Source organism: Cupriavidus sp. 05N40, assembly GCF_056397305.1.
Genome location: NZ_JBFTND010000091.1, coordinates 1 through 21,279 on the forward strand (window position 1 = coordinate 1; position 21,279 = coordinate 21,279).

A 21,279-nucleotide genomic window follows, 5' to 3' on the forward strand; every position below is an offset into this window, starting at 1 on the left:
ACCTGCTGATGGTGGACCTGCTGATGGTGGTGAACTTCCAGTCGTGGATCGATCCGTTCGTCATCGTCAGCGGGTTGCCGGCGTCGCTGGCGGGCATCGCCTGGATGCTGTTCTCCACCGGCACCACGCTGAGCGTGCCGGCGCTGACCGGCACCATCCTGTGCATCGGCATTGCCACCGCCAACAGCATCCTGGTGATCAACGCGGCGCGGGACGCGATGCAGGGCGGCATGGCCCCGCCCGAGGCCGCCCTGCACGCCGGCTTCGCCCGCTTCCGGCCGGTGCTAATGACCGCGCTGGCCATGCTGATCGGGATGCTCCCGATGGCGCTGGGCCTTGGCGACGGCGGCGAGCAGAACGCCCCGCTCGGCCGCGCCGTCATCGGCGGGCTGGCATTCGGAACCGTGTCCACGCTCATGTTCGTACCAGTGGTATTTGGCGCGGTGCATGCCTGGCTGGCCAGGCGCAAAGGCGCGCCGGCGGCCGGGCCTGTCGCCGGCGCTGGCACCGCGCTCACCGCTACGCCCCAACAGCAATCCAAGGAGTCTTCATGAACACGCCAAACGAGGGCTGCCCGCCCCAAACCGCATCCCGCCGGCGCGCGTGGCTGGCACCCACGCTGCTGGCCGGTGGGGTGGCGTTGCTGCTGGCGGCCGGCATCGTGCCACGGCTGCGCGCCGGCACCGTGCTGGCGCGCCAGGTCACCGCACAGAATGCCGTCGACGTGTCGGTGGTGACGCCGCACCCGGCGCCCGCCGAGCAGGCGCTGCTGTTGCCAGGCTCGGTGATGCCGTATGCCGACGCCGCCATCTACGCGCGCACCAGCGGCTTTGTCGACCGCTGGTATGCCGACATCGGCGCTCGCGTCAAGGCCGGCCAGTTACTGGCGGTGATCCGCACGCCAGAGCTGGACGCGCAGCTGCGGCAGGCGGTGGCGGACCTGGCCTCGGCGCAGGCCGCCCTGGACCTGGCCAAGGTCACCGCGCAGCGCTGGCAAGAGATGGTGCAGACCCACTCGGTCTCCCGGCAGGACGCCGACACCAAGCAGGCCGACCTGGCCACCAGGGGCGCGCTGCTGGCCTCGGCCCGGGCCAATGTGGCGCGGTTGCAGGAGCTGGTCTCCTACGAGCAAGTCAAGGCGCCATTCGATGGCGTGATCACCGCCCGCCGCGTGGACGTGGGGGCCCTGGTCACGGCCAGCGGCACTCCGGGCGTGGCCGGTGCCCAGGGCGAGCTGTTCCATATTCAGCAGACCCAGACCCTGCGCGTGTTCGTCGACGTGCCGCAATCCGCCGCGGCCGCCGTGACGCCGCAGACGCCGGCCTACCTGACCGTGCAGGACTATCCCGGCCGCCGCTTTGCCGCGCGCGTGGCACGCACCACCGATTCGCTCGATCCGGCTACGCGCACGCTGCGCGCCGAAGTGGATGTCGACAACGCTGACGGCACCTTGCTGCCCGGCGCCTTCGCCGAGGCCCACCTGATGCTGCGATCGGCCATGCCGGCCCTTCAGCTGCCAGTCAGCGCGCTGCTGTTCCGGCCCGCGGGCGTCATCGTCGCGATTGCCGGCAGCGACAACAAGGTTGCGCTGCGCAGCGTCACGCTCGGGCGCGACTTTGGCACCTATGTCGAAGTCGTGGCGGGCATCAGCGGCACGGATCGCGTCATCAACAACCCGGGCGACGCCATCGGCGCGGGCGAGGCGGTGCATGTCGTCGCCGCCGGCGCCACGGATACGGCAACGCCCGCGGCGATGCCGCCAGCCAAGGCAGCGGCGGTCGCCGCCGCCCGGCGACAGGGACCAGGGAGAGCGCCATGAAGACATCATCAATGCCGTCGCGCGCACCGCGTTCGTGGCGCCTGGCGCGCGAGGCCATCGCTGCCTGCGTGATATGCGCCCTGGCCGGCTGTGCCTCGGCACCGGTCTACCATCCGCCCGCAACCGCCGTGCCGGCGCATTTCTCAGGTGCCGCGGGCGCGGACAAGGGCTGGGCGGTGGCGGTGCCGGCCGACATGGTTGCGCGCGGAAGCTGGTGGGCCGTGTTCCAGGAACCCGGCCTCGATGCGCTGGAGGACAGGGTCCAGGTCTCCAACCAGAACCTGAAGCAGGCCGCGGCGCGGCTGCAGCAGGCCCGCGCCATGGTGAACGTACAGCGTGCCGCCTTCTTCCCCCAGGTCGCCGCCGGCGTAGCCGTGGCACGCGCGCGCACTTCGCAGAACGTACTGGGGCACTCGCTTGCCGGCAAGACCGTCAACGACTACAGCACCGCGCTGTCCGCTTCGTGGGAGCCCGATCTGTTCGGTCGCGTGGCCAGCGCCACCGATGCGGCTCATGCCGACGCACAGGCAAGCCAGGCAGACCTGGAGGCGATGCGACTGGCAGTCAGCAGTGAACTGGCAGTCGACTACTTCGGCCTGCGCGCCCTGGACCTGCAAAGGCAGTTGCTCGATGCCTCCCTGCAGGCCTACACCGCCGCGCTGGCGATGGTGCAGTCGCAGGAGCGCATCGGCGCGGCAGACGACGCCGCGGTAGCCCAGGCCCAGTTGCAGGTGGAGGGTACGCGCAGCCAGGCCGACGAGCTCGCGATCCAGCGCCAGACGCTGGAACACGCCATTGCCGCGCTCACCGGAACGCCGGCATCGAGCTTCTCGTTGCCGCCGCAGGCCGGCCCGCTGCGCGTGCCCGACATTCCGGTGGGGCTGCCATCGCAACTGCTGCAGCGCCGGCCCGACATCGCTGGCGCCGAGCGCCGCGTGGCGGCGGCCAACGCCAGAATCGGCGAAGCCCACGCCGCCTTCTTTCCCACTCTCGCGCTGTCGGCCGGCGCCGGACTGGAAAGCTCCTTCTTCGCGCCATGGCTGGGCGCGCCCAGCCTGTTCTGGGCGCTTGGCCCGCAACTGGTCGGCACGCTGTTCGACGGCGGCCGGCGCAAGGCCGAGCTGGCGGGCGCCACCGCCGCCTATGATGCCGGCGTGGCCGGATACCGCCAGACCGTACTAGCCGCCTTCCAGGATGTGGAAGACAATCTGTCCGCGCTGCAGGGCCTGGCGCACGAGGCCGATAGCGAACAGCGCGCCAGCGAGGCCGCCGCGCGCTCGCTGGCCTTGACGAACAACCGCTACCAGGCCGGTGCCGCCAGCTACCTGGACGTGGTCACGACACAGACCCTGGCGCTGGATCACCAGCGCACGCTGGTCCAGGTGCAGGGACGGCGCATGCAGTCCAGCGTACGGCTGCTCAAGGCGCTCGGCGGCGGCTGGCAAGACCCGGCGGCTACGGCGCCGGGAAGCTCAGGATGAAGCGCGTGCCGGCGGCATCGCTCTCGGCGCGCACGCTGCCACGGTGCAGATGCATGATGTTGCGCACGATGGCGAGGCCCAGGCCGGCCGAGCCGGTGGCACGCTGGCTGGAACTGCGCGCGGGATCGACGCAGTAGAAACGGTCGAAGATGCGCTCGAGCAAGGCGCGGTCGATGGGGGTGCCGGCGTTGGCCACGGTGACCATCACGACCTGCGCGCCGGTCGTGGCGGACAGCGAAATCCCGCTGCCGCGCGGGGTGTAGCGGATGGCGTTGGCAAGCAGATTGCCAATGGCGCGGCGGAACAGTTCCACGTCGGCGCGCAGGTGCGCGTGGCCGCCCACCTGCAGTTTCACGCCAGCGTCCTCGGCCACGCCTTCGAAGTAGTCGGCGATCCGCGCCAGCTCCGCCGGCACTTCGAATTCCTGCTGCTGCACCACGAACTCGGGATGTTCGGTGCGCGCCAAGAGCAGCACGTTGCTGATCATGCGCTCCAGGCGACCGCACTCTTCCAGGTTGGATTCCAGCGCGGCCTGGTATTCGTCGGCCGTGCGCGGGCGCGCCAGGGCCACCTCGGCGGTGCCGCGCAGGTTGGCGAGGGGTGTGCGCAGATCATGCGCAAGGTCGGCGGTGTATTGCGACAAACGCGCGAAGCCGTGGTCGAGACGACCCAGCATGGCGTTGAGCGCATTCTGCAGGACATCGAGTTCGCGCGGCGCGTGTGGCACGTCGAGACGGGTGTTCAGGCGCGCCACCGTCACCGCCAGCGCGTGGTGCGCGATCTCGGCGAGCGGCTTGAGARACTCGCGGATCAGCAGGAAGCCCATCAGGAAGGCCAGCAGGGCACCGCCGATGCCGGCCAGGTAGAGCCGGTGGCGGTAGCGGTCCAGCAGTTCCCAAGCCCTGGAAAGCGGGGCGATTTCCTTCCTTTGCAAGCTCTGATTGTTGTACAAGCGACTACCTCGACCTGGCTGAGCATCGGGCTGGCGCACCGATCGCGGTTACGCCCAACCCTTTGCCAGCATCTTATGTGCCGCGGTTGCCGGGTGGAATCATATGTACGTATAGGCCACAGATCGCTGATGGCGTGGAGCCGGGGCCATGCATGGAAGAAGGCACATCGGCGAGCCGGTCCGCTCCGGCGAAATAGGGACGGCCGAATTCGATGGCTTCAGGGCGATCGCGCAGAAAGCGGCCACGCGCCCGGACCTCATGGTCGCATCTGCAGGCTGTCGATGGCTCCGTCCCCGGGGATCACAGCGCGGCGTGCCTGGCCGCCTCCTCGATGACAGCGGCGACTTCCTTCGGGCGCGACTCATACACCGAGTGGCTCGCGCCGGCGATGACCGTCATGTGGCTCTGCGCACGCGTGTAATACCAGCGCTCCAGATCCGGATTGATGATCTTGTCGTCGGCGGCCACGATGCCCCAGCTCGGCTTGGTCTTCCACGCGGCCGCGGTCATCGGCGCGCCGAAGACCTTGGCGGCCGTCAGGATCTGGGCGTGTGCTTCGAACTCGGCCGTCTTGCGCGGCAGATCCGCAGCGAAGTCCTTCGCAAAGACAGCCGGGTTCAGGTACGTGTAGCCGTCGTCGGTCTTGCCGATGGCGCCGGCCTGTTTCGACGTGAAGCTGGGCTTGCCTTTGCCAAGCGCCGCCTCGTCCTCGCCGACATCCGGCGCATGCGCGGCGACGTAGACCAGTCCGGCCACGTTCGGGTGCACCCCGGCTTCGGTGATGACCGAGCCGCCATAGCTGTGGCCCACCAGGATCGTCGGCCCGTTCTGCAGGTCGAGGACACGCTTGGCCGCCGCGACATCGTCTTCAAGCGAGGTCAACGGTTCCTGCACCAGGCTGACGTGGAAGCCGTCCTTTGTCAGGATGTCATAGACCGGCTTCCAGCCAGACCCATCCACCCAGGCACCGTGGACCAGAACGATATTCCTGACCGGCGCGTGGGGCGTCCTGGCATCCTGTGCCATTGCGCTGGCCGATGCAAGGAAGCAAGCGGACACTGCCAGGACCGATGCGACATGAGACGAAATTTTCACGTGAGACTCCTTTGGACGATGACTGGGAAAACGGACATGCACACCGCAGCCGCGAATGAAATCTAAGCCGGCAAGATCCCGGGGCCAATACCTACCAACGGACTGCCCCGGCGCACCCTGGTTGCATCTCCCGATACCTTCGGATGATGCCGGCGCACGCAGGACAGCTTGTCCGTATGACCGGGATCTGAGCCGGCCGCGCCCGGGCCAGCCCGAAGTCTCGGCGTCCTATACGAAGGTGTCAGGACCCTCGGCGCGCATGCGCGGCGATGCCGGGGAAGGCGGCGCGGCTGCCAGCCCGGCGGGATGTTCACGACCCGCCCGCCGTCGCCGGCGCATGCTGGCAGCACTTGTGCCGGCGCATTACGCGCCGTAATAGAAGGGGTTGCGCACGGCATCGATGCGCGGCTGGCCGGCGCTCATCCGCATGCTGGCGTTCGCCTGCAGATGGCTCTGCGCCTGCGGTTGCGTGTTTGCCGCCGTCCTGGCCGCCGCCGCATCTTCTGCCTGCACCTTGGCTTCGGCGGCCTGGATGTCCTGGGGATAGGTCGGGTCGTCGCCGCCGCCCGGCCGGTAGCCTGCCTGTTCCAGCCGGATCAGATCGGCGCGCACTTCGGCGCGGGTCAGGGGCGCCTGCACGCTTTGCGCGAAGGACAGGGCCGGCACCGCCAGGGCGCAGGAAATCAGTACGGTGCGAACGAGTGCTTTCATGATGATTTACCTCTATCAGTAGGGATCGCCCGGTACCGCCGGAGCCGCGGCGCTTTTATCGAGATGATGAAAAGCTGTACCCAGTATTGGTTTCGCCCACTGACCTCTTCCTGACCAACTCATTACAATCCCGTCACGTTCGCCCGCGCAGTCCCACAGGAACGCGACACAACGAGTCAAGCACTTTGCGCCGGTTCCGGCGTCTGGAATGCCAGCCAGCCGGCCGGGACGCCCCCGGCCGGAACGCTGACGCGTCGGCAAGCGCTATGCGAGGTGCGCCGCGAAGCCGGACCGATCGGGTGAAATATCCGGTCGCAGCGTGAGTTCCGGGATGTCGTATGCGCCCGCGTTCTGCGGGCGAAATGGTATCGGCGCGGTCTTCCAGAGATCGTCCAGACGTTGCCCTAGCGCGTCGCGGATCCCTGCGAACCGGGCTTCGTCCATCCGGCTTGTCCGGTAGACCACGAACGGTGGCAGGACGTCGAAGCCGGGGTAGTACAGCACTCCATGCTGAATGGGGAACAACACATCATCCATCGGGCCATTGATACCGCGCGGGCCGTAGTGAGACTCCCATCCGCCCGCCGTGACGATCAGCATCGCCCGTTTTCCGGCCAGCGTGCCTTCCCCGTAGCGGTCGCCCCAGCGGGCGTCGGAGTGCTCGCCCACGCCATAGCCGAAGCCGTACGCATAGGTGCGCTCCACCCAGCCCTTCAGGATGGCGGGCATCGAAAACCACCACAGGGGGAATTGCAGAATGACGGCATCCGCCCACCGCAGCTTGTCCTGTTCGAGCGCGATGTCTTCGCTCTGCCGGCCATTCTCGAATGCGCGCCTGGAATCGAGGGCCGGGTCAAAGCGGGCATCGCCCTGCCCGTCCATGCTGTCGGCCGCGTCAAGCGATGCCTTCCACTTCATTGCGTACAGATCCGACACCTGGACGAGGTGCCCGGCATCCTCAAGTCGCCTGACCGAGAAATCCTTGAGCGAGCCATTCARCGACCTGGGTTCGGGATGGGCATAGACGAGCAGAACATTCATGGCAGTAGCCTCCGTTGCTGGAAGATCGCAAGGTAGGCCTTTGTCAGGTATATTGGAAATGAATAATCAATATTCCAGGTATTACGATGAATAATCTGCGACGGCTGGACCTCAACCTGCTGGTGACGCTTGATGTCCTGCTCTCGGAGCACAACGTGACGCGCGCCGCGCAACGCCTGAATTTCTCCCAGCCATCGGTCAGCGTCCATCTCGCCAAGCTCAGGGATATCTTCGCGGATCCATTGCTGCTGCCGGGGCCACGCGGGATGCGCCCCACCGCCAGGGCCGAGGAGCTACGCGAACCGTTGCGGCAGGCACTGGCTGCGCTGGATCGCGCGGTGTCGCCCGCCAGCCCCTTCGATCCGGCCGGGTCCAGTCATACCTGGCGCGTTGCCGCATCCGACTACAGCGAATCGACAGTCCTGCTGCCTGCCCTGGCCGGGCTGCGTTCGGCGGCGCCCGGCGCCCGGCTTGCCGTGCTCGAGCTCGCGCCCTCGCGCATCGCCAGGCAAGCGGAACAGGGGGAGATCGATCTCGCGTTCCATACCAGCGACGAGGCGCCGTCGGGCTTGCGTTGCCGCGCGCTCTTCACGGAGCGGTATGTGCTGGCTGGCCGCGCCGGCCATCCGCGCCTGAGAAGGCGGCCAACGCTTTCGCAATTCCGCGGACTCGATCACGCCATCGTGTCGCCGGATGGCGGGGGCTTCCGCGGCATCACGGACGAGGCGCTCTCGGAGGCCGGCCTGACGCGCCGGGTTGTGCTTTCCGTTCCGCACTTCCTGTTCCTGATGTCGGTGCTGGCGAGCACCGATCTCGTGGCGATGCTGCCTGCGCGCCTGGTTCGCGACAACCCTGCACTGCGGGTTGTCGAGCCACCTCTCGAAGTACCTGGCTACGAGATGTCCATGCTCTGGCATGAGCGCTCCCATCGCGACCCCGCGCATCAATGGCTGCGCGAGCACATCGCAAGTTCGGTGTAGTCCGTGCAATGCCTGGCATGCCGGGTAGGGAGAGGCTTGCCGCGACAGCAGGCGCCGGGTCGCCAGACGGCTCCCTGGCTGGCCGGGGACTTTCCTGCGGCAATGCCCATTGGCGCTAACATGGAGGCCTGACGACACCGCAAACGGCAACACCATGACAAACGCTAGCCCACCCCCGCCCCGCCAGAGCTACCACCATGGCAACCTGCGCGAAGAGATGATCCGCTGCGGCAGGGAGATCCTGGCATCCGAAGGCGTGCATGGACTGACGCTACGCTCGGCTGCCAGGCTCGCCGGCGTCTCCCACGGCGCGCCACGCAATCAGTTCGCCGACAAGGAAGGCCTGCTTGCCGCGATTGCCGCCGATGGATTCCGCGAGCTGGTCGCCGTGCGGCGGGCCCGGCTGTCGCCCGAGATGGCCGCCGGGGAGCGGCTGCTGACGGTCATGGACGGCTACATCGAATTCGCCGTCAGGCATCCGGCCCTGTTCTACCTGATGTTCGGCCCGCAGATCGTCGGCAAGGAGAACTATCCCGAACTGCTCGAAGCGGGCAGCGCGTCGTACCAGCTCCTGTTTGGGGCGGTGCAGGATTACTTCGAAGAAAACGGCCTCGCGGAGCAGTTCGACGACATGATGGTGCGCTGCGCCTGGTCCGCCATGCAYGGCGTCGGCATGTTCTTCAGCGCCAAGCCCACCGGGCCCACCACGCGGCCCAAGGTCGCGCTGGCGCAATGGCGGCAAGGCGTGCAGCAGTTCGTATTGACGGGATTGCTGGCCGCGGGCAGGGAGAAGGCAGCGGCCAGCGCCGCGGCGGCGCCCGCCGCTGCCGCGAAGCCGCGGACACGGCAGCGGGCCGCCGCGCGGTCCTAGCGAACGCTGTGCGCGCCGGCACTTGCGCCAGGCGCGCCGAGCGTTGAGCGTCAGGCAGGAAGGCGTGCCATGCTCAGCCGTACCCCGCAACGCCGACCACGGGGTGCCTCACGTCGCGGCGGCCGATCAATGCGCTGGCCTCGTCCGCCCTGCCGTCCTTGATAAACGCAGAGACCAGCGTCAGCTCCACCAGGTCGCGCTGGGCGCGGCTGCCGCCGATCCTCACCGTTTGCGGCAAGGCGCGCTCCAGGTGCCGGATCGCGCCGTTCCAGTCCCCGGCTGCGTAGGCAGCAAAGCCGTCGGCCAGGGCGACGACCACCTCGCCGGGCGGGTACAGGTTCTCGGCGATGCGCTGACGGATCTCCGCGAGGCGTCGCTCGAGGCAGACGCTGTCGCCATGGACCACGCAGGCAATCAGCGCGTGCACGTCGGCATAGCCCAGCCCGGCCTTGGGAAATGAACGCAGCGCGTGCGCATGGACTTCATTCCACAGCGTTGCGTTTCTCGGCTCGCCGGCAAGCTCGGCGCGCCACAGGAAAGACGCCGCGTCGGTGACGACATTGATCGGCGGGCCCCACGCGCCGCCCGGATGGACGCCGGCGCGATAGGCCTCCCAGGCGCGCTCGAGCCGTCCCGCCGCCAGCGCCGCCAGCGCTACGTGCCATGACAGATGGCAGTGTGTCAGGCTGCGCTTGGGCAGCGCCGGCAGCCAGCCTTCCAGGTGGTCCAGCAGCGCGGCCGTCTCGCCGCGCTCGTACATCACGTGAGCCCGGAAATGCGCGGCGTGGGCGTTGCGGGAATTGGCGGCAAAGCTGTGCTCGATCAGCGTCCATGCCTGTTCCAGCCGCCCGGTTTCGCAGGCGGCGAACGAATATACCGCGTCGAACCACCAGTCCTGGCCATAGGCTGGCGCCAGCGAGGCCAGCAGTTGGTAGAGCTGCTCTTCGTGGTCCGGATCGCCGCTGAAGCCATAGAGGCCGAACACGCTGGTAGCCGGCGCCAGCACCATCGCATCGCGCGGCCAGGCCTGCAAATGCGCCAGCATGGCCTGCATCGCCTGCGCGGGCTTGCCCTCCACGCCGAGGCTGATGACGTTCACATGGCTCTGCTCGCGCGCCGAGGCATTGGCCGCCAGCTCGCGCGCCCGGCCGGCGGCCTCGCGCGCGGGCGCGATCTCTGCGTCCAGGAACATGCCGCGCGCCTGGGCGGCGTGCGCCAGCGCCAGGCGGGGATCGGCCGCGATGGCCTGCCCCAGGGACTCCCGGTACCCCGCCACCCCTGAGAGCACGCTATCCACGCCCGCCACATAGGCGTCCCGGGCGGCCGTCGATGTCGTTGTCAGTGTCAGCCCGTATCTGTCTTCCAGCATGATGCCCTCTCCCGGCCTGGGTCTACCTCACACTAGCCGGTCCCTCTTTGGCAGGCAAGAACCGGGGCCGGGACCGGGCCGCCGGAGGTGCGCCGGAGGTGCGTTGCGGAAGCGGATGGCGTGCGGTCACATAGTTTCACTTAAAGAAACAATGTGTTTGTATTTTTCATAACCATTTACTTATTGCTGTCACATAGACGTCTTAATCTCTCGGAGCCATACGGGTGGAACGCCTCCGCTCGCTGCCAGAGGCAGCAGGCAACTACTCGCTCAAATAGAAACCGAGAATGTCCGTGAAAAAAAATCTCCTCGCTTTTGCCGCAATTGCGGCAGCTTGCACCGCCTCCGGGTCCGCCTTCGCCCAGGCCGCTTCCGCGGTGACGCTCTACGGCATTGCCGATGCCGGCATCAGCTTCCAGAGCCATGTACAAGGCGCCAACGGTGGCGGGTCGGTCACCGGCGTTACCTCCGGCGGCCTCTCCGGTTCGCGCTGGGGCATCCGTGGCACCGAAGACCTCGGCAACAACCTGAAGGGCATCTTCGTGCTGGAAAGCGGCATCGACCTCGACACCGGCAAATCCGGCCAGGGCAGCCGCCTGTTCGGCCGTCAGGCCTATGTCGGCCTGCAAGGCAACTTCGGCACCGTGGCACTGGGCCGCCAGCAAAACTCGCTGTACGACCTGTTCGGCGCCTACGACCCGATGGCCGTCGGCACCAGCTACTCGCTCAACTCGGTCGATACCCAGGGCTTCAACGGCCGTGCCGACAACGCCGTCAAGTACACCGGCAGGTTCGGCGGCCTCACCGCCACCGGCTTCTACAGCTTCGGCCGGGACAGCAATGTGGCCAACGGCGGCGAAGTCCCGGGGAGCTTCCAGGTCGGCAAGAACTTTGGCGGCGGCCTGGCGTATGAGAATGGCCCGGCTTCGGTGGGTATCGCCTATGACCAGTACCAGGGCAGCAGCGTCGCCACTTCCGGCGCCGCCGCCAAGCGTGTCGCCATCGGCGGCGCCTATGCGTTCGGCAATGCCAAGCTGTTCGCCGGCTACCGCTGGCTGCGCGACGATGCCACCACTGCCAACGTCACCCGGCAGGACAACCTGTACTGGCTTGGCGCGCTGTACAAGCTGACGCCGGCCCTCAGCCTGACCGGTGCGGCGTACTACACCGATGCCCGCAAGGACAACAACGATTCGTGGATGTTCGTGATCAACGCCGACTATGCACTGTCCAAGCGGACCGACGCCTACCTGCTGCTCGGCTACGTGAACAACAAGGGCAAGGCAAGCTACGGCGTGACMAGCGCGACCAACACGATCGCGGGCCAGAACCAGACCGGCGCCATGCTTGGCATGCGTCACCGCTTCTGATGCCTGCGGCGGCATGACCCGGCGGGGCTTTCGGGGCCCGCCGCCAAAGATCATATCGACCTTGTCATTTCCTTACCGGGTGCAAGGACGTTTGGCCGGCATGCATGCCGGCCTTTTTTCCTGGCATCGCCGCAGCGCGAACGCGTCCGCCCGACAGACGCGCCGCCCACGGCACCATTGCCCGGTTCAGGCTGCGCGACGCGAGCCGGCACCTTCGCCGCCAGCACGCCCTTCGAGCAGGTCGAGCGCCACGTCGACGATCATGTCCTCCTGCCCGCCCACCATCCCGCGCCGCCCCGGTTCGACCATCAGGTCGGTGCCGATATTGCCTGAACGACGATGGCGGCCTTGAGCTTGCGTGTCATCGTGGATTCTCCGCCAGGGCTTACTCGACGCTGGCCCCGCTGGCCTTGACCAGCGGCGCCCAGCGCGCGTTTTCGCTGTTGAGGAAGGCGCCGAACTGCGGCGGTGTCATGGGCATGGGCTCGAGGCCCTGATCGGTGAAGCGCCTGACGATTTCCGGCGATTTCAGCGCCTTGAGCGCTTCCTCGTTCAGTCGGCTGATGATGGCGTCGGGCGTGCCGGCCTTGACCACCATGCCGAACCAGACCCCCGCGTCGAGCCCCTTGACACCCAGCTCCGACAGCGTCTTGACCTCGGGCAACTGGGCGGAGCGCCGCTGCGACGCGATCGCCAGCGGCTTGACCTTGCCGCCCTTGATAAGCGGCGAGGTGGTGATGACGGGATCGAACATCATGTCCACCTGGCCGGCCATCACGTCCTGCAAGGCGGGAGCGGAGCCCTTGTAGGCGACATGGGTCAGGTGGCCGCCGGACTTGTCGGCGAACAGGCCGCCAAGCAGGTGGCCGATCGAGCCGATGCCCTGGGAGGCATAGTTCACGCCGCTGCCTTTGCTGCGCGAGAGCTGGACCAGGTCGCTCACCGAATTCACGGGGCTGCCCACCGGCACCACGAGCACCAGCGGCGAGCCGGCCAGCGCGGTGACCGGCTTGAAGTCCTTCAGCGGATCATAGGAGAAGTTGCGGTACAGGCCCGGGTTGATGGCGAACATCTCGGTGGCGCCGATGAAGACCGTGTAGCCGTCCGCCTCGGCGCGCTTGACCGCCTGCGCGGCAATCTGCCCGCCGCCGCCCGGCCGGTTCTCCACCACCACCGGTTTGCCCAGGCCGGTCTGCATCTGCTGCGCGAGCTGGCGCGCAATCATGTCGGTGACGCCGCCGGCGGGGAACGGCACGACCAGGGTGACTGGCCGGCTCGGATAGGTGTCTGCCATGGCCAGGGGCGCGGCCAGCGAAGCGACGGTGGCGACGATGGCGCTCAGCAAGAGCGGCTTGAGGCTCAGAGTCTGGGTCAGGGTCTGGGTCTGGGTCTGCACGGCTTGTCTCCTGTCGTTTTGGTCGGGCGAGCCGCTACCGCGGCCTCTGTGCCCGTGATGAGGGTGTTGCGARGTGAAGCTGCTGCGGGGTTCCCGGTGAATCCCGGCGAATCTAGGCGAAGGCCGGGGATCAGTCTTGCGCGRAGCGGGCGCGAACGGTGCCGACGCCGGCGATGCGTGCTTCGTAGACCTGCCCGGGTTCCACCGCCACCATCGGGCCAAGCGCCCCGGTCAGGATCAGGTCCCCGGCGCGCAGCGGATCGCCCAGCGATGCCAGCTTGCGGGCAAGCCATACCGCGGCGTTGAGCGGATGGCCGAGGCAGTCTGAACCGGTGCCGGCCGATACCCGCGTATCCGCGCGGAACATCTCCATCTGCACGGTCTTCAGGTCCAGGCCCGCCAGCGGCACCGGGACCGCACCCAGCACCACCAGCCCGCTGGAAGCGTTGTCCGCCACGGTGTCGACGTAGGAGATATTCCATTTGTCGATGCGGCTGCCGACCACCTCGATGGCGGGCAGCACATAGTCGACCGCATTGATGAGATCGACCAGCGTCGCGTCGATGGCGGGCACGTCGTGCTTGAGCACCAGCGCCACCTCGGCCTCGGCCTTGGGTTGCAGGGTGCGGGCCACGGGAATGGGTTCGTCGTCGCCATAGACCATGTCGGCGAACAAGGTGCCGAAGTCCGGCTGGTCGACGCCCAGCTGGCGCTGGACCGCCAGCGAGGTCAGGCCGATCTTGCGCCCGATCACGCGGCGGCCCTGCTCGCGCCAGGCGTCGACGTTGGCGCGCTGGATCGCGTAGGCGACACCGGCACCGCCGCCCGCGATCTCGTCGCGCAAGGGCCCGATGGGGACGCGGTCGGCTTCCGCGCGGCGCAGGCGCTCGGCGAGCGCGAGTACGGTCTGCTGGCTAGTGGTCATTTGCATGGCAATCGAAGCGTTCGGGTTGATGAAGAGATGCCGCTTGCGTGGCGCAGCGGCCGTGCATGACACCAAAGCCGGCGATCCATTCCGGGATCGGACGGTAGTAGTCGATCTCGGCCTGGTAGCGCCCGCCCGCCGCCAGCGCGCCGAAGGCCGCGATCCAGGTGCGGATCTCGTGCGCGGACTTGCCGCCCTCGCGCGTGATGGCCTCGTCGGTCATGCCGTCTACCGCCGTCAGCTCGCGCCTGGCCAGCAAGGCAAGGAAGGCCCGGTCCCACTCGGGATTGAGCGCGTGCAGCGCACTGTCGCCCGCGCAGAATGCGCTGGCGGCGGCGATGGTGCGTGCCTGCCGGGCGGCGCGGGATTCGGGCGAAGGATTGCGCCCCGCGATCAGCCGTTCGACGTTCTCTGCGTGGCCCGCGGCGATGGCGGGCTCGATCTCGGGTACCGGCGGCTCGTGCGAGATGCCGCCCGATCCGATCACCAGGACCCGCTTGCCCAGGCGCCCGGCAAACCGCCCGATCGCGTCACCCAGCAAGCGTGCCCGCCGGCACGAGGCCATCGGCGGCGCGACGGAATTGATAAAGACCGGGATGACGGGATAGCGGTCGAGGCCGCCGGTCAGGACCTCCAGCGCCTGCGCGCAGCCGTGGTCGACCTGCATGCGGTACGACACGGCGACATCGATATCGGCGGCCAGCACCGCATCGGCCAGCGCCAGCGCGGTCTGGCGCGGCACGTCGAGCGGCCCGGCCAGGCTCTTGAAATCGCCGATCGCGGTGGCCGCCGCGCCAATGCAGAACGGCGGCATCACGTCGTAGAAGAAACCGTTGTAGTGGTCGGGCGCGAAGGCGATCACCAGTTCCGGATCAAAGGCCCGGACGCGGGCGCGCGCTGCCGCCTGCACCGCCTCCACCTCGGCGACGATGGCCGGGTCCGGGTCGAAATAACCGTGCAGCGGCGTGTGCGAAAGGCACTCCAGATGGATCGTCATGCCGGGCTCCCTCCGGCGAGCGCCAGGACCTGGCCATCCGGCGCCATGCCGCGCGCGGGCAGGCACGCGCCGTCCGCGTGCGCCGTGCCGGCGGCGGGCACCAGCGCCAGCTTGTCGGCCAGCGCCATGATCGACTGCGACACCTCCTGCGGCGAGCACGTCCCGGCGACGAAGCGGTCCGGCCTGAGCAGCACCATGGCATGGGGCTGCCTGCCGAACCAGTCCTTGAGCCGGCCCTGGACGTCCCCCACGGCGATGACCCCGGGCGGAACGTCGGCGCGGTAGGCCAGTTGCGGGTCGGGCTTGGCGATCACGAAGCAGGCACCGAGCCGCTCCCACACCACCCGTGCCTGCGGCGTCAGGCCAAAGGTGGGATCGGTGCCCCAGCCGACGATGGCGAGGCGGTTGCCGATCACGTCGTCCAGGCGCATGACGCTTCCCTGCTCCGTGCGCACCATCGGCTGGATGAACATCCGGCCCACCGGCGAGTTGCCGGCCGGATCGCGGCCGTGCACGATGCGCCCGACCAGCGACTCGCGCTTCTCGCACATCAGTCCGAGCAGGCGGCCCAATGCCGAGTTGCCGGCGCGCTCCAGGCGCCGCGCCAGGAAACCCGGCGCGGCATCGCGCTCGGGCAACAGCACCACCCCGCTTTCATAGCGCGGCATCGGCTTGAAGCGCATCTCCACGAAATACTGCTTGACCGGCGGGAAGGCGTTCATGACCCGCGTGAACCCGTCGCGCAGGCGCGCACCCGTGCGGCTGGCCGGGGCGAAGATGTCTCCCGCCACCTCGGACAGGTGGATCATCGAGCGGGCGTGCGCGCGCCGCTCCATGCCATAGGTATCGAGCAGGCGCTCCTGCGCCTGGCCCTTGACCACCATCGCAAGCTTCCAGGCCACGTTGGCCGCATCGCGGATGCCGCTGTTGTAGCCCTGCCCCTGCCACACCGGCATGATGTGGGCCGCGTCGCCGGCCAGCAGCACGCGCCCGGAGCGGAAGCTGCGTGCCAGGCGGGCGTTGTGCGTGTAGACGCGCTTGCGGATGTAGTCGACCTTGTCCGGCTCCGGTACCAGCTTGCGCATCAGCGCGGCCAGGTTCTCCGGCCTCGACAACTCTTCCTCGGTTTCGCCCGGCATCACCATGAACTCGAAGCGGCGCACGCCATGGGGCAGCGCCGCGGACACATAGGGGCGCTCCGGATCGCAATGCATATAGATATGGGGCGTGCCGATCGGATCGTTGCGCACGTCGACGACGATCCACTGGTTCGGCTTGGTGCGGCCCTCGAACGGAATATCGAGGCTGCGCCGCACGAAGCTGTTGCCGCCATCCGCGCCCACCAGGTAACCCGCGCGCAGCACCGTTTCGGCGCCCGTGGCACCGGTCGTGCGTATCGTCACGCCGCTGTTGTCCTGGGTGAAGCCGGACACGGTCTGGCCAAACAGGATCCTGACGTGCGGGAAGCGCGCCAGCCCTTCGTAGAGCACGCGATCGGCCAGCGGCTGGATAAAGGCATTGCGGCGCGACCAGCCGAATTCATCGGTGCGGGGCTCGATCGAGGCAAAGCAGCGGCCGCCCGGCGTGACGAAGCGCATCCAGTGGTGCGGTGTCGTATGCGGCAGCAGCACTTCGGCCAGACCCACCGACTGGAACACGCGCAGGGCCTCGTCGTCGAGGCCGATCGCGCGGGGGTAGTCGATGATCTCGTCGAGCTTCTCGACCAGCGCGACGCGCACGCCCTGCAGGCCGAGGATATTGGCGATCATCAGTCCGACCGGGCCGGCGCCGATGATGGCCACGTCAGTCGTCAGATCCTGGGGGCGGCCGTCTCCCGCCGCCATCTCGATGGCGTTGCTCATGTCTCCTCCTTGCTTTTTTCAGGTCAGACGGTGGTCGCTTCCGGCACCGCCCTGCCCTGCAGGAAGTTGAGATGGATGCGGTTGAAGGTCTCGGCATCCTCGAACTGCGGCCAGTGCCCGCAGCCGTCCATCACGGTGAACAGCGCGCCCGGGATCATGGTCGCGATGCGGCGTCCTTCGGACACGTCGGCGGTGGGATCGTCGGAGGTCCACAGCACCAGCGTGGGTGCCTGGATGCGGCCGTAGTCCTGCGCGCGCAGGATATTGCGCTGTCGCGTTTCCATGTCCTGCAGCACCATGTTGCCGCGCTGGGCCTCGACCATGCCGGGCTGGGCATAGATGGCCTGGCGCGTGGCGATCAGGTCGTCGAAGGCCTTGCGCTTGTCGGCCATCAGCCATTCCACGCGTGCCTTGATGAAGTCCCAGCCGGGGTCTTCCACGGCACGCATCGACAGCGTCTTGAGCCGCTCCATGACGACCGGATCGGCCTGCGAGCCGCCCGCCGTGTTCAGCACCAGCCGCTCGACGCGCTCCGGATGATCGATCGCCAGGCGCGATGCCACCCAGCCGCCCAGCGACTCGCCGGAGAACGACGCGCGCCCGATGCCCAGGGTATCGAGCACGCCGATCACGTGATCGACGTAGGCCGACACCTCGCGCGGGCCATCGGGCTTGTCCGTCCAGCCGTGGCCGATCATGTCGATGGCCCACACATTGAAGTGCCCGGCATGCGCCTGCAGGTTGCGCACATAAGCTTCGGCATGGCCGCCGACGCCATGCAGCAGGATCAGCGCGGGCTTGTCGTCGCTGCCTGCGTGCAGGTAACGCGTGCGGATTCCGTTTGCGTCGAGCCAGCCCTGGCTGAAGGTGACGCCGCGCAACTCGCCCCAGATGCTCTCGTACGGCAGTCGGGCGGTGGACGGATTGACAGCGGGGGAAACGGCATTGGACATCTTTGCTCCTGATTTATCGTCATGTCGGCCCGGGCGGCCGCTGAACTTGCTGATCTGTGTGATGAAGCGAGTCTAGTGACCGGCTTGTCAGGCGACAAAAAAACGTTCAACATGTGCAAGGAATGCACATCGTTGATTTATAAAGGATTTTTGTGCCTGTCTCGACAACGGCAAGATCTTCGACGTATGCCAGCGTGCGCGGCCTGTCGCGCGGGCTGGCGGTATTGCAGGCGCTCAACCGCATGGAGAGCGGGCGCGCCACCGCGCAGCAACTCAGCGAGCAAACCGGCCTGCACCGCACCACGGTGCGCCGCCTGCTGGAGACGCTGATGACCGAAGGCCTGGTGAGGCGCAGCGATTCCGATGAAAGCTACCGGCTGACGCTGCAGGTGCGCGGGCTGAGCGAAGGGTTCACCGATGACGAGTGGATCTCGACGGTGGCCGCGCCGCTGATGGGAGAACTCCTGCAGCGCGTGGCGTGGCCTTCGGACCTTGTCACGCCGGACGGGGACGCGATGATCATCCGCGAGACCACGCATCGCTTCAGTCCGCTGTCGTTCCACCGCGCCATGGTGGGGCGGCGGTTGCCGCTGCTGCTGACGTCGGCCGGGCGTGCCTACCTGGCCTACTGCAGCGAGGTCCAGCGCGAGAACATGCTGAACATGTTGCGTGCGGGCGCGGGCGGTGCCGAACAGGCCGCCCTGGCCAACGATGCAGTCTTCATACGCAAGCTGGTGGAACGCGTGCGTGCCGACGGCTTCAGCACCAATCGCGGCGACTGGGCCGAGCAAAGGAAGATCGGCGGGCTGGCCGTACCGCTGCGGCACGGCGAGCGCGTGCTGGGCAGCCTCAATGTCGTGTATCTGTCGGCTGCCATCGACGCGCAGGAAGCCATCCGGCGTTTTGCCGGGCCGCTTCAGGAAATCGCGGCGAAGATCGAAGCCGCGCTAGGCGAAGTCCTGCGCCGCGGCGAAGCCGACTGAGTGCCACGCACCCATGCCGGCCCGGCGGCCTTCGCAAAGGCGCCCTGGGCCGCCTTCATGCACCTTCACGGTTCTTCATGCGCCTGAAGGTGCCGTAGCTGTATCTGTAGCCGCGGCCTCAGCCGCCGGCCCCGGCCTTTGCCGGCAGCCGCCAGTTCGGCCGGACGAAGTGACAGGTATAGCCCGAAGGGTAGCGTTCGAGGTAATCCTGGTGTTCCGGCTCCGCCTCCCAGAACGGTCCCGCCGGGGCCAGTTCCGTTGCGACCTTGCCCGGCCAGACTCCCGACGCGTCGACATCCGCGATGGTGGCTTCGGCTACCTGCTTCTGCTTGTCGTCCGCGTAGAAGATCGCCGAGCGATAGCTCGTGCCGACATCGTTGCCCTGACGGTTGCGCGTGGTCGGGTCATGGATCTGGAAGAAGAATTCCAGGATCTGGCGGTAGCTGATCTTCTGCGGATCGAAGACGATCTCGATCGCCTCGGCATGCGTGCCGTGGCTCCTGTAGGTAGCGTTGGCGACGTCGCCGCCGCTATAGCCGACGCGCGTGGCGAGCACGCCGGGATAGCGGCGCAGCAAATCCTGCATGCCCCAGAAGCAGCCGCCCGCAAGGATGGCTTTTTCCTTTGCCATGGTCATTCGATACTCCCCTTGCCGAAGTTGAGAAAACAGGCGGCCATGATCTCACGCCGGACGGCTTTCTGCCGGCCCTCCCGCCCCCCGCCGCGGCCACCTCTTTCGTGGCACGCCTCTTGCTCGATCCGGATAGCATGGCGGCAGCGCGCCTTCGGCGACGCCCCCGGCCAGCCATGCACAAGCCACAGCAAACGGAGATGACCATGAATCCCCCGCATGGAGTGCGGAGCCCGGCGGAACGCGGCGGCTCCCGGCAACGAAACCATATCGAACAGCCCGGTGAAGGCCGCAAGACCGCCCAGCCCGGCCAGCGGGACCCGCAGAGCACGCAGCCGGCCGACCGCACCGCCAGGACCGGCAGGGATTCCCCCCAGCAATAGCATCGATAAGCTGCGATAGCCGCGATCGCTGCCGGGCCACCCGACGACCCGGCTGCGCGATCTTGGCCCACGCGGTTGTAACGCCGCCATGTAAAACTTGCAGCCCGGACTTGGCGTGCCGGCTGGTGCCGGCCTTTTGCCCGGCGGACGTGACATGCGCTGGCGGCACACGCGGCACACGCGGCACACTTGCGGCAAGATCGGCCGGAGGGTACGAACGGCACCGGCTGCTTGGCGGTGCGGCCGGATCGGCAGGGTCGCAGGGTCACAAGGATCACAGGGACGAGCCATGAAGACTTTCCACTGCGGAAAATGCAGCAACCTGGTGTTCTTCGAGAACGTGTCCTGCGAGCGGTGCAATGCCTTGCTCGGCTATGTCCCGGCGATTTCGCAGGTGTGCGCGTTCGAGCCTGCCGGCGACGGGCTCTGGCGCTGCCTGAACGAGGGGGCCGACGGCGCGCTCTACAAGCAGTGCCACAACTACGCGGTCCAGGATGTCTGCAACTGGATGATTCCGGCGGATTCCGAGGACACGCTTTGCGAGTCGTGCGAACTGACCCGCACGACGCCGTTCCTGGCGACGCCGAACAACCGCCTCTACTGGTGGCGGCTGGAGACGGCGAAACGGCGGGCGCTCTACACGCTGGCCGCGCTCGGCCTGCCGGTGGTTTCGCGCGAAGCCGATCCGGAGGGCGGCCTGCAGTTCGATTTCCTCGAGGACGTCGGCGACGAGCGCGTGATGACGGGCCACGACAACGGGCTCATCACCATGAATATCGCGGAGGCCGACGACGCGCACCGGGAGAAGACCCGCTCGGAGATGGGCGAGCCCTACCGCACGCTGCTCGGCCACTTCCGGCACGAGATCGGCCACTACTATTTCGACCGGCTGGTTGCCGGCACGCACTGGATCGTGCCGTTCCGCGCCTTGTTCGGCGATGAGCGCGTGGACTACGCCGACACGCTGGCGGCGCATTACGAGCAAGGCGCGACGGACGGCTGGGAGCAGGCGCACGTGAGCGCCTACGCGGCCATGCATCCGTGGGAGGACTGGGCGGAGACATGGGCGCACTACCTCCATATCGTCGATACGGTGGACACCGCCGCGGCCTGCGGGCTGGCGCTCAAGCCGAGTACCGCCGGGGAGCCCGTACTGACGGACCAGACGCCGGTGGAGGAATCCAGCTTCGATAGCCTGATGAACCGCTGGTATCCGCTGACCTATGTACTCAACAGCCTGAACCGCAGCCTGGGCCTTGCCGACGGCTACCCGTTCGCGCTCTCGCCGAAGGCGGTCGAGAAGCTGCGCTTCGTGCATGACGTGGTGTCCGCCGGACCACAGCCGAAGGTGGCCGCGGCGCCTGAGGCGATCGTTGCGGAAGCCGCAGCCACTGCAGCCACTGCAGCCACTGCGGCCACTGCGGCCACATCGGTCACGGCAGCGGGCGCCGCCGGGTAG

General features: G+C 67.7%; 18 protein-coding genes and 2 pseudogenes. 8 read left to right on the top strand and 12 right to left on the bottom strand.

Going from position 1 to position 21,279, the window contains the following annotated elements:
* The 3 genes from AC1DO7_RS21365 to AC1DO7_RS21375 all read left to right on the top strand — a co-directional run.
* Positions 1–554, top strand: a 554-nt coding sequence (locus AC1DO7_RS21365; RefSeq protein ID WP_477116540.1) for an efflux RND transporter permease subunit, incomplete at its 5' end; no start/stop codon positions are given.
* A complete protein-coding gene (locus tag AC1DO7_RS21370) occupies positions 551–1,819 on the top strand; it encodes an efflux RND transporter periplasmic adaptor subunit (protein ID WP_441619796.1) in 1,269 nt (422 codons plus the stop codon). The genes AC1DO7_RS21365 and AC1DO7_RS21370, both read left to right, overlap by 4 nt.
* Entirely contained in the window at positions 1,816–3,300 is a 1,485-nt protein-coding gene (locus tag AC1DO7_RS21375; RefSeq protein WP_441619798.1) for an efflux transporter outer membrane subunit, read from the top strand. Before AC1DO7_RS21370 ends, AC1DO7_RS21375 begins: the two co-directional genes overlap by 4 nt.
* Here the strand turns inward: AC1DO7_RS21375 and AC1DO7_RS21380 are convergent.
* The 4 genes and pseudogenes from AC1DO7_RS21380 to AC1DO7_RS21395 all read right to left on the bottom strand — a co-directional run.
* A pseudogene (locus AC1DO7_RS21380) lies at positions 3,275–4,198 on the bottom strand (heavy metal sensor histidine kinase); the annotation flags it as partial. The gene AC1DO7_RS21375 and the pseudogene AC1DO7_RS21380 overlap by 26 nt on opposite strands.
* A 355-nt stretch (positions 4,199–4,553) precedes the next feature.
* On the bottom strand, positions 4,554–5,348 hold the full coding sequence (locus tag AC1DO7_RS21385; RefSeq protein WP_441619800.1) for an alpha/beta fold hydrolase: 795 nt from the start codon (positions 5,346–5,348) through the stop codon (positions 4,554–4,556).
* A gap of 363 nt (positions 5,349–5,711) precedes the next feature.
* Positions 5,712–6,059 (bottom strand): DUF4148 domain-containing protein, encoded by a 348-nt coding sequence (locus tag AC1DO7_RS21390; protein WP_441619802.1) that lies wholly within the window; start codon positions 6,057–6,059, stop codon positions 5,712–5,714.
* A 264-nt stretch (positions 6,060–6,323) separates the two neighbouring features.
* Entirely contained in the window at positions 6,324–7,100 is a 777-nt protein-coding gene (locus tag AC1DO7_RS21395) for an NAD(P)H-dependent oxidoreductase (protein WP_441619804.1), read from the bottom strand.
* An 86-nt stretch (positions 7,101–7,186) separates the two neighbouring features.
* Between AC1DO7_RS21395 and AC1DO7_RS21400 the strand changes: the two genes are divergently transcribed.
* A complete protein-coding gene (locus AC1DO7_RS21400) occupies positions 7,187–8,080 on the top strand; it encodes a LysR family transcriptional regulator (protein WP_441619806.1) in 894 nt (297 codons plus the stop codon).
* 154 nt (positions 8,081–8,234) lie between these two features.
* Positions 8,235–8,951, top strand: a complete 717-nt coding sequence (locus AC1DO7_RS21405; RefSeq protein ID WP_441619808.1) for a TetR/AcrR family transcriptional regulator — start codon at positions 8,235–8,237, stop codon at positions 8,949–8,951.
* A gap of 73 nt (positions 8,952–9,024) precedes the next feature.
* Here the strand turns inward: AC1DO7_RS21405 and AC1DO7_RS21410 are convergent, their stop codons facing one another.
* Positions 9,025–10,320: a tetratricopeptide repeat protein gene (locus AC1DO7_RS21410; RefSeq protein ID WP_441619810.1), complete on the bottom strand. Its 1,296-nt coding sequence runs from the start codon at positions 10,318–10,320 to the stop codon at positions 9,025–9,027.
* A gap of 293 nt (positions 10,321–10,613) precedes the next feature.
* Between AC1DO7_RS21410 and AC1DO7_RS21415 the strand changes: the two genes are divergently transcribed.
* A complete protein-coding gene (locus tag AC1DO7_RS21415) occupies positions 10,614–11,690 on the top strand; it encodes a porin (RefSeq protein ID WP_441619812.1) in 1,077 nt (358 codons plus the stop codon).
* Between the two features lie 186 nt (positions 11,691–11,876).
* Here AC1DO7_RS21415 and AC1DO7_RS21420 read toward each other — a convergent pair.
* From AC1DO7_RS21420 to AC1DO7_RS21445, 6 genes and pseudogenes are all read right to left on the bottom strand, one after another.
* Positions 11,877–12,005 (bottom strand): annotated as a pseudogene (locus AC1DO7_RS21420) (4-hydroxy-2-oxovalerate aldolase); the annotation flags it as partial.
* Between the two features lie 70 nt (positions 12,006–12,075).
* Complete coding sequence (locus tag AC1DO7_RS21425) at positions 12,076–13,086, bottom strand: Bug family tripartite tricarboxylate transporter substrate binding protein (protein ID WP_441619814.1); 1,011 nt, start codon at positions 13,084–13,086, stop codon at positions 12,076–12,078.
* Positions 13,087–13,216: 130 nt separating this feature from the next.
* Entirely contained in the window at positions 13,217–14,017 is an 801-nt protein-coding gene (gene mhpD, locus AC1DO7_RS21430) for a 2-keto-4-pentenoate hydratase (RefSeq protein ID WP_477116541.1), read from the bottom strand.
* Entirely contained in the window at positions 14,001–15,008 is a 1,008-nt protein-coding gene (locus AC1DO7_RS21435) for a 3-carboxyethylcatechol 2,3-dioxygenase (RefSeq protein WP_441619818.1), read from the bottom strand. The genes mhpD and AC1DO7_RS21435 overlap by 17 nt, the downstream gene beginning before the upstream one ends.
* Positions 15,005–16,870: a bifunctional 3-(3-hydroxy-phenyl)propionate/3-hydroxycinnamic acid hydroxylase gene (locus AC1DO7_RS21440; RefSeq protein ID WP_441619820.1), complete on the bottom strand. Its 1,866-nt coding sequence runs from the start codon at positions 16,868–16,870 to the stop codon at positions 15,005–15,007. Before AC1DO7_RS21440 ends, AC1DO7_RS21435 begins: the two co-directional genes overlap by 4 nt.
* Positions 16,871–16,893: 23 nt before the next feature.
* The gene (locus tag AC1DO7_RS21445) at positions 16,894–17,823 is read right to left on the bottom strand and encodes an alpha/beta fold hydrolase (RefSeq protein ID WP_441619822.1); all 930 of its coding nucleotides are present in this window, start codon (positions 17,821–17,823) and stop codon (positions 16,894–16,896) included.
* Positions 17,824–17,975: 152 nt separating this feature from the next.
* Between AC1DO7_RS21445 and AC1DO7_RS21450 the strand changes: the two genes are divergently transcribed.
* Positions 17,976–18,806, top strand: coding sequence for a DNA-binding transcriptional regulator (locus AC1DO7_RS21450; protein WP_441619824.1), 831 nt, complete (start codon positions 17,976–17,978; stop codon positions 18,804–18,806).
* Between the two features lie 118 nt (positions 18,807–18,924).
* Here the strand turns inward: AC1DO7_RS21450 and msrA are convergent, their stop codons facing one another.
* Entirely contained in the window at positions 18,925–19,443 is a 519-nt protein-coding gene (msrA, locus tag AC1DO7_RS21455) for a peptide-methionine (S)-S-oxide reductase MsrA (protein ID WP_441619826.1), read from the bottom strand.
* A gap of 666 nt (positions 19,444–20,109) precedes the next feature.
* Between msrA and AC1DO7_RS21460 the strand changes: the two genes are divergently transcribed.
* The gene (locus AC1DO7_RS21460; RefSeq protein ID WP_441619828.1) at positions 20,110–21,279 is read left to right on the top strand and encodes a zinc-binding metallopeptidase family protein; all 1,170 of its coding nucleotides are present in this window, start codon (positions 20,110–20,112) and stop codon (positions 21,277–21,279) included.